The organism is Streptomyces sp. NPDC088252, from assembly GCF_044740965.1.
In the GTDB taxonomy this organism is placed as follows: Bacteria; Actinomycetota; Actinomycetes; order Streptomycetales; family Streptomycetaceae; genus Streptomyces.
This window is the reverse complement of sequence record NZ_JBIURS010000002.1, coordinates 669777-677123: the sequence shown is the minus strand read 5'-3', so window position 1 is coordinate 677123 and position 7347 is coordinate 669777. Positions and strand designations below refer to the sequence as shown.

6 protein-coding genes, 1 tRNA gene and 1 pseudogene are annotated in these 7347 nt (G+C 69.7%); 6 read left to right on the top strand and 2 right to left on the bottom strand.

What is annotated here, in order from left to right; translation table 11 throughout:
- From ACIOHC_RS06835 to ACIOHC_RS06825, 3 genes and pseudogenes are all read left to right on the top strand, one after another.
- A pseudogene (locus ACIOHC_RS06835) lies at nucleotides 1-232 on the top strand (DNA primase); the annotation flags it as partial.
- Nucleotides 233-419: 187 nt separating this feature from the next.
- Nucleotides 420-608: a helix-turn-helix transcriptional regulator gene (locus tag ACIOHC_RS06830; RefSeq protein ID WP_401841734.1), complete on the top strand. Its 189-nt coding sequence runs from the start codon at nucleotides 420-422 to the stop codon at nucleotides 606-608.
- A 60-nt stretch (nucleotides 609-668) separates the two neighbouring features.
- A complete protein-coding gene (locus ACIOHC_RS06825) occupies nucleotides 669-2054 on the top strand; it encodes a tyrosine-type recombinase/integrase (RefSeq protein WP_401841732.1) in 1386 nt (461 codons plus the stop codon).
- A 139-nt stretch (nucleotides 2055-2193) separates the two neighbouring features.
- Here the strand turns inward: ACIOHC_RS06825 and ACIOHC_RS06820 are convergent.
- Both ACIOHC_RS06820 and ACIOHC_RS06815 read right to left on the bottom strand, forming a co-directional pair.
- A tRNA-Ser gene (locus ACIOHC_RS06820) sits at nucleotides 2194-2283 on the bottom strand.
- Nucleotides 2284-2333: 50 nt separating this feature from the next.
- Nucleotides 2334-3815, bottom strand: coding sequence for a trypsin-like peptidase domain-containing protein (locus ACIOHC_RS06815; RefSeq protein ID WP_401841729.1), 1482 nt, complete (start codon nucleotides 3813-3815; stop codon nucleotides 2334-2336).
- 359 nt (nucleotides 3816-4174) lie between these two features.
- Between ACIOHC_RS06815 and ACIOHC_RS06810 the strand changes: the two genes are divergently transcribed.
- From ACIOHC_RS06810 to ACIOHC_RS06800, 3 genes are all read left to right on the top strand, one after another.
- A complete protein-coding gene (locus ACIOHC_RS06810; RefSeq protein WP_351076364.1) occupies nucleotides 4175-4984 on the top strand; it encodes a glycerophosphodiester phosphodiesterase in 810 nt (269 codons plus the stop codon).
- Between the two features lie 53 nt (nucleotides 4985-5037).
- Complete coding sequence (locus ACIOHC_RS06805; protein WP_351076205.1) at nucleotides 5038-5688, top strand: ATP-binding protein; 651 nt, start codon at nucleotides 5038-5040, stop codon at nucleotides 5686-5688.
- A 296-nt stretch (nucleotides 5689-5984) separates the two neighbouring features.
- Nucleotides 5985-6950 carry a DUF5926 family protein gene (locus ACIOHC_RS06800; protein WP_351076208.1) on the top strand — a complete coding sequence of 322 codons (966 nt, stop codon included), beginning with the start codon at nucleotides 5985-5987 and terminating at the stop codon, nucleotides 6948-6950.
- Nucleotides 6951-7347 lie beyond the last annotated feature (397 nt).

Genomic DNA, 7347 nt, shown 5'->3' with positions numbered 1-7347 from the left:
GTCGAAGATGCTCGGCGAGTACATGACCACCGACAACACCCCGGTCAAGGCCCGCAACATCAAGTCCGCCGGAGCTGTCCTCAAGGGCTACTACGTCCTCGATCTTCACGACGCGTGGCAGCGCTACTGCCCCCCACCCCCCTCAGGAGCCGCTACCTCCGCTACCTCCGCTACCGCGCAGGTCAGCGGCCCGGAAACGGTAGCGGCAGAGCTCTTCCCGTCCGCTACCTGAGCGCTACCCGCTACCGGTCCCGTGCCCTTCAGGGCCGGGCCGGTAGCGGATTCATCCGCTACCGCTACCCCTATCCGCTACCTCGATCACGCCCCTGACCAGGGCGGTAGCGGAGGTAGCGGAGGTAGCGGACCTGACAGGAAGGGGCCAGACGGCCCCGAGCCACCTCACCGAGGAGTGCACCGCCATGGCCCGCCCTCAGATGCTCAAGCTCCCCGAAGTCCTCGCCGAACTCGGCATGAGCCGCGCCGCCTTCTACCGCATGCGCGCCCGCGGTCTCGCCCCGAAACTCATCAAGCTGCCCAACAAGCAAATCCGCGTCCGCCGTACCGACCTGGACGCCTGGCTGAGCCAGTACGAGCAGACCGCCGCCTGATCCGCCCCCACTTTGAGAGGGTCCGCCGTTTCGGTGGGCCCTCTCCGTTCCTGGAGAGCCATGCTCACGTACGACGTAGACATCTGGTCGATCAGGCAGCGCAAGGGCCGTCCAAAGCCGTTCGAGGTGCGGTGGATCGTCGGCGGGCGAACCCATTCGCGGAGTTTCAAGCTCAAGCCGCAGGCCGAAGGCCGAGTCTCGGAACTGATGGCGGCGATTCGCAAGCGGGAGCAGTTCGACAGGGACACCGGTCTCCCTGTCTCCGAGTTCGAGGCGCTGAACAGTCCGACATGGTTCGAGCACGCCACGGCCTACATGCTGATGAAGTGGCCGAAGGCGGCAGCCAAGCACCGTGCCAGCATCGCCGAGACACTCGCCACTGTTACGCCCGCCTTCCTCTCCACGTCACGTGGGGCGCCCAAGGACAACGTCCTGCGAAAGGCGTTGTACGGGTGGGCGTTCAGGGCTGTCGCAGGCCCGGACGACACACTGTGCCCCCGCCACGAAATCGAGGAACCACCGGCGGATGTCGCAGCCGCCCTCTCGTGGATCTCGAAGAACACGGTCAAGATGACCGAGGCCAGCAGGTCGGAGCGGCTGCGAGCGGCCCTGGACGCCCTGTCGAAGAAGCTCAACGGGAAGCCCGCGGCCCCCAACACCGCGAACCGAAAGCGCATGGTTCTGAGCAACACCCTGCGCTACGCCGTTGAGCGTGGCACTCTCCCCTCCAACCCTCTGGGCCGGGTGGACTGGTCGGCTCCTGACAAGGACGACGAGGTCGACTTCCGGTATGTCCCCAACCCGGACCAAGCCGCAGCCCTCATCGACGCCGTGCGGCAGCTCAGCGAGCGAGGCGCGCACATGGCAGCATTCTTCGGCTGCCTGTACTACGCATCCATGCGCCCCTCTGAAATCGCCGCTCTCCGAGACTCGGACTGCGCGCTCCCCGAGACCGGTTGGGGCGAACTGATCCTCGCCGGGAGCCGTCCCGAGGTCGGTGCGGGCTGGACCGACGACGGGCAGTCGTTCGAGCAGCGAGGGCTCAAGCGCCGGGCCCGGACTGCGACCAGGTCAGTGCCCATCCCGCCGGTGCTGACGGCGATGCTCCGGGAGCACAAGGCGAAGTACGGGATGACCGAAGACGGGCATCTCTTCCGGGCAGCCATGGGAGGGCGGGTGCGGTCTACGGAGTACTGCGCTCTCTGGGACGCGGCGCGGCTCAAGGCCCTCTCAGCGACGGAAGCGGAGTCGCCTCTGGCGGACGTGCCCTACTCGCTTCGCCATGCCGGGGTGTCGCTGTGGATCAACTCGGGTGTCGACCCGGTAGAGGTTGCCCGCCGCGCCGGCCACAGCCTCACCGTGCTCTTCCGGTTCTACGCCAAGATCCTGCGGGGCCAGCAAGACCGTGCCAACGCCCTGATCGAGCAGGGGCTCACCGGCAGATGAGTGCGTGAGTCTGGCCCACACATGGCCCAAACGCACTGGTCAGAACCGGGATACAGGTGATCCGGGGTGAGACAGGGTGAACGCAGACGGCGGGTCTCCGATTCGGAGACCCGCCCTCTGACCTGCTGCTTCTTTGACCTGGCGGTGGGTGTGGGATTTGAACCCACGGTGACATCGCTGCCACGACGGTTTTCAAGACCGTTCCCTTAGGCCGCTCGGGCAACCCACCCCGCTCCCTCGGCCCACGGACCGAGGTTGACGAGAGGACAGCCTAGCCGGTCAGCTGTCGCCCTTGCGCTCCCCCAGGGTGACTTCGGCGGTCGCTGTCCGGCCGTTGCGCTTGTAGGTCAGCGTCACCTGATCACCGGGCTGGTGGGTCCAGATCTCGCCGATCAGGGTCGGGCCGCTGTCGATCACGGTGTCGTTGAACTTCGTGATGACGTCGCCCGCCCTGAGGCCCGCCCTGGCCGCGGGGCCGTCCTTCGCCACGGCTGCCGTACCGGCCGCGCCCTGGTCGGAGATGACCGCGCCACCGGTCTTCTCGTCCATCGTGACCGTCGCGCCGATCACCGGGTAGACCGGCTGACCGGTCTTGATCAGCTGCTGGGCGACGTTCGTCGCCTGGTTGATCGGGATGGCGAAGCCGAGGCCGATGGAGCCCGCCTGGGTCTGGCCGACACCGCTGCCGGTCGACTGGATGGCCGAGTTGATGCCGATGACCGCGCCGCGCGAATCGAGCAGCGGGCCACCGGAGTTGCCCGGGTTGATCGAGGCATCGGTCTGCAGGGCGCTCATGTACGAGTTGCTGCCGCCGGAACCGTCGCCGGAGGCGACCGGTCGGTTCTTGGCGCTGATGATGCCCGTGGTCACCGTGTTGGAAAGACCGAACGGGGCGCCGATCGCGATCGTCGAATCACCGACCGCGACCTGTTCCGAGTTGCCGAGGGCCAGCGGGGTGAGCCCCGGGGGCGGATTCTTCAGCTTCAGAACGGCGACGTCGTAGCCCTGCGCCCGGCCGACCACCTCGGCGTCGTACTTCCTTCCGTCGGAGAACGTCGCCGTGAGCTGGCCGTTGTCCGCCGCGGAAGCCACCACGTGGTTGTTGGTGAGGATGTGGCCTTCCTTGTCGTACACGAAGCCGGTGCCCGTACCGCCCTCGCCGTCACCGGCCTGCGCGTCGATGGTGACCACGCTGGGCAGCGCCTTGGCGGCCACACCCGCGACCGTGCCGGGGTCTCGCTTGAGGTCATGCGGGTTGGCCGACGCCGCGACCGTGGTCGAGCCGCCGGAGGTGGTGCCGTTCCGGTCGGCCGCCCAGTACCCGAGGGCACCGCCGATACCGCCCGCGATCAGCGCCGCCGCCGCCACCGCGGCCACCAGTCCGCCCATGCCGCGCTTGCGCGGGCCCACCGGGGAGTGGAGCTGGTCCGGTGCGCCCCAGACCGGGCCGCCGCCGTCCGCGCCGTGGTGCGCGTACGCGGGGACGGTGGGAGGGGGTGGGGGCCAGTTGGCCTCGGCGGCCGACCGGACCCCGGGGGGAGGTGTGTCCGGAACGGAAGGCATGGAAGTGGTGGGGGCCGGTTCCCCCGTCGGAGGGAACGGCTGCGCTGCTTCCGTGTCCGGCCCCGGCGAGTACGCCGGGGAGGGTGGGGGCGCGGGTGTGCTCCCAGACGGCCCCCGAGGAGCATCGGCCGGCACTGGAGGTGCGGACGGAACGGCCTCGGCCGCAGTGCCCTCGTTGCCCTCGTTCTCTGTGCTCACAGCTCTTTACTCCTCGGTTCCACATCATCTTCGGCAAGAGATCCGCTGTGTACGTGTCATGGGACAGCTTTTCCCAAGGCACGTCAGGCCACTGTAAGCAGGACCTGTGCATCCGCACGCCAATCTTTACATCCGGCAAAACGGTCTCCCGGCGCAAGGCGCGGCGCGCGGCGCGCACAGCGGCGGCGCAAGGCGTGGTGCGAGCCGTGGTGCGAGCTGCCGCGCAAGCCGTGGTGCGGGGCGCACGCCGCCTCGGCGCACTGTAGGGAGCGAGGCGCGGTCGTCCGCGGCACAAGCTCTACGCGACTGTCGCCTCTCGGTGTCACCATGACGCAGTGACCCATGCACGGCAGCAATCCATGCACCATCCCATCCAGGTCGTCGCCCACCGAGGCGCCTCCGACGACGCCCCCGAGCACACCCTGGCCGCATACCGGAAGGCGATCGAGGACGGCGCCGACGCCCTGGAGTGCGACGTACGACTCACCGCCGACGGCCACCTCGTCTGCGTGCACGACCGCCGGGTGAATCGCACCTCCAACGGGCGCGGCGCCGTCTCCGCGCTGGAGCTCTCCGAACTCGCCGCCCTCGACTTCGGCTCCTGGAAGGACCGCGAGGAGTCCGAGTCCCCGGACTGGGATCCGGTGCCCGGGGAGCTCACCTCCGTACTCACCCTGGAACGGCTGCTCGAACTGGTCACCGAGACGCGGGCCGCCGGGCGCCCGCTCCAGCTGGCGATCGAGACCAAGCACCCCACCCGCTGGGCGGGTCAGGTCGAGGAACGACTGCTCCATCTGCTGAAACGTTTCGAGCTCGACGCCCCGCCGGCCGACGGCCCCTCACCGGTACGGATCATGAGCTTCTCGGCGCGCTCCCTGCACCGTATCCAGGCCGCATCCCCCACCCTGCCCACCGTCTACCTGATGCAGTTCGTCTCGCCGCGCCTGCGTGACGGGCGGCTGCCGGCCGGGGCGCGCATCGCCGGTCCGGGGATGCGGATCGTACGCAGCCATCCCGGCTACATCGAGCGCCTGCACCGTGCGGGACACCGCGCGCACGTCTGGACGGTCGACGAACCGGAGGACGTCGCGCTCTGCATCGACCTCGGCGTCGAGGCGATCATCACGAACCGCCCGAAGCAGGTTCTGTCACAACTGGGACGCTCTTAACATCAGTGACACGGAGTACACCGGCGCATTCGAACCGTATTCGATCGTCACGAGTGCGTCACTGGCGGGCGATTGGCCGGTTTCCGGTCCAGTCCGGGAGGGCATCCACTCCGTGGCGTGGGGCAAAGGAGGTCTCGGGGGTGGCGTTGGTGGTGGCACAGGAAGTGCCCACGTCGTCGAGCATGGCCGTACCCCATGGCCCTGCGGGCGTGGGTCAGGCGCGGCACCGGATGCGCGAGCAGTTGCGCAGCCACGGGGTGCCGGATTCGGTCGTCGACGATGCTGTATTGATCCTTTCCGAACTGCTCAGCAATGCCTGTCGGCACGGCAGGCCGCTGGGACGACACACGAATGTGGGTGACGGCGACATCCGCGCCGCGTGGCGCGTGGACGGAACCGGCGGGCTGACCGTGGAAGTGACGGACGGTGGCGGCCCGACCCGCCCCATTCCGGCCACACCCTCGGTGACGGCGCGCGGCGGCCGCGGACTCAACATCATCAGCGCGCTCGCCGAGGAGTGGGGCGTGCGCGACAGTTCGTCCGGCGAGGTCACCGTCTGGGTCCTCGTCAACGAGGGACACGGCCGGGTCCCCGGGATGCCGGGCATGTCGGGCTCGTCAGGTGGGCCGGGCGTGTCGGGCATGCCGAGCAGCCCGGGGCTCGAAGGTCTGGGTCTCGCGGACGCCTTCGACGACGTGGGCTGACGTCCCCGCGCGGGAACGGATCTCAGCCGTCACGGCAGGTACGAACACCTGGCGGTACGAGATCCGGGCGGCACGGGCACCCGTACCGGCACACATACCGGCGCACGTGTGTGCGCCGCCGGGCGGATGCACCGCTGGCGGTGGACGAGGCGTACGCGCCATGGGCGACGAGACGTACGCACCAGGGTTCCGCACCCCCGTTCCGCCAGGCGCGCGGGCGTGTGTGTCCCGGACGCGACGGGGGCCGCTAGGCTCGCGGGCCAGACCGCACTGTCGCAATCGGGAGAAAGCCCACCATGGCCAAGAAGCGCCCTCAGACCAAGGCCGGGAAGCAGCAGCTCAAGGATGGCGAGATCCCGGTGGTCGGGGCTCGTGAGCCCTGCCCGTGCGGTTCGGGCCGCCGCTACAAGGCGTGTCACGGCCGTGCCGCCGCCCAGGCCGTGACCGAGCTCGTCCACCGCCCCTTCGAAGGACTGGCCGGCGAGTGCGACTGGGTCGCTCTGCGCGAACTGGTGCCCGCCGCCACGGTCGGGCTGACGCTCAAGGGCGGGCTGCCCGAGGGCGTCCCCTCCGTGACCCTCGCGACCGTCCTGCCGATGGCCTGGCCGGCTCTGCGCCGGGACGACGGCTCGGTGCTGCTCGCCCTGCAGAACGACACCTCGTCCGGCGACCTCAGCCGTGACCTCGCGGACATCCTTCAGCGGGCGCTGGCCTCCGAGCCCGGCTCGCCCGTGGCCGCCCGGCGCGTACCGGCCGACGGTCCGCGGCTGCAGGATGTGCTCGACCCCGGCGCCGCGTTCGAGCCCGTCGTCCACTCCGGGTTCGAGTTCTGGGTTCCGGACGCGGAGAACGCCACGCCCGAGGTGTCCGCCTCCCTGGAGCGCGCGAACGAGGCGGCGCTCCCGACGACGCGGCTCTCCGGCGTGGACGCCGCGTACTGGTGCGAGACCCCGGAGAAGAACCACCTGCGGTGGGTCATGCCGCACCCCGAGGAGCAACTCCTGGACGCGCTCGCCCGGCTGCACGCCGCCGGCACCTCCTCGCTGGGCGAGGGAACACGGCTCGTCGGCTCCTTCCGGGCGCACGGGCTCATGGTCCCGGTCTGGGATCTGCCGAGCACGATGGGGGCGGCGGAGTGCGAGAAGCCCGCGGCCGAGCTCGCGGAGCGGCTGGCCGCGGCACTCGCCTCGGACGCGCCGCTCACCGCGGAGGAGCGGCGGGCCCGCGGCGGGCTCACCAACCGCCAAGTGACGCTCAGCTGACAGTGACGGTTCCCGGCCCCCTTCCGTGACTCGCGTCACAACTCGCCGTACCAATGGGTAAATCGCTGTCCGAATACGCGAGATCGAATTTGCGAACGGCAGATCTCTTGTTACCGTTCTAGAAGCCCGGTCGCTGGTGCATCCCCCGTCGCCAGCGATCGGGCATCCTCATTTCCGGGCGTGGCGCACAGCGCGCAACGCGGCGCACGAGCCGACGTACGGCCCCCTCGTCGGCACACACTTCCTGCCGCCGGCCCCCTCCCGCTCCGGCCGCCCCCGGCCCCTCAGAACCTGCGCTCCACTGCCAACACGGCACGACAGGGCCCGGATTGACGACGTGCCCTCATCGGCGACGACGCCCCTTCCCTCCGGCGCTCCGCGGGCTCCACCGGAACGA

Excerpts from the sequence above, each read along its gene's own strand:
- ACIOHC_RS06830 (WP_401841734.1), top strand. The coding sequence starts at position 420 with ATGGCCCGCCCTCAGATGCTCAAGCTCCCCGAAGTCCTCGCCGAACTC.
- ACIOHC_RS06825 (WP_401841732.1), top strand. The coding sequence starts at position 669 with ATGCTCACGTACGACGTAGACATCTGGTCGATCAGGCAGCGCAAGGGC.
- ACIOHC_RS06810 (WP_351076364.1), top strand. The coding sequence starts at position 4,175 with ATGCACCATCCCATCCAGGTCGTCGCCCACCGAGGCGCCTCCGACGAC.
- ACIOHC_RS06800 (WP_351076208.1), top strand. The coding sequence starts at position 5,985 with ATGGCCAAGAAGCGCCCTCAGACCAAGGCCGGGAAGCAGCAGCTCAAG.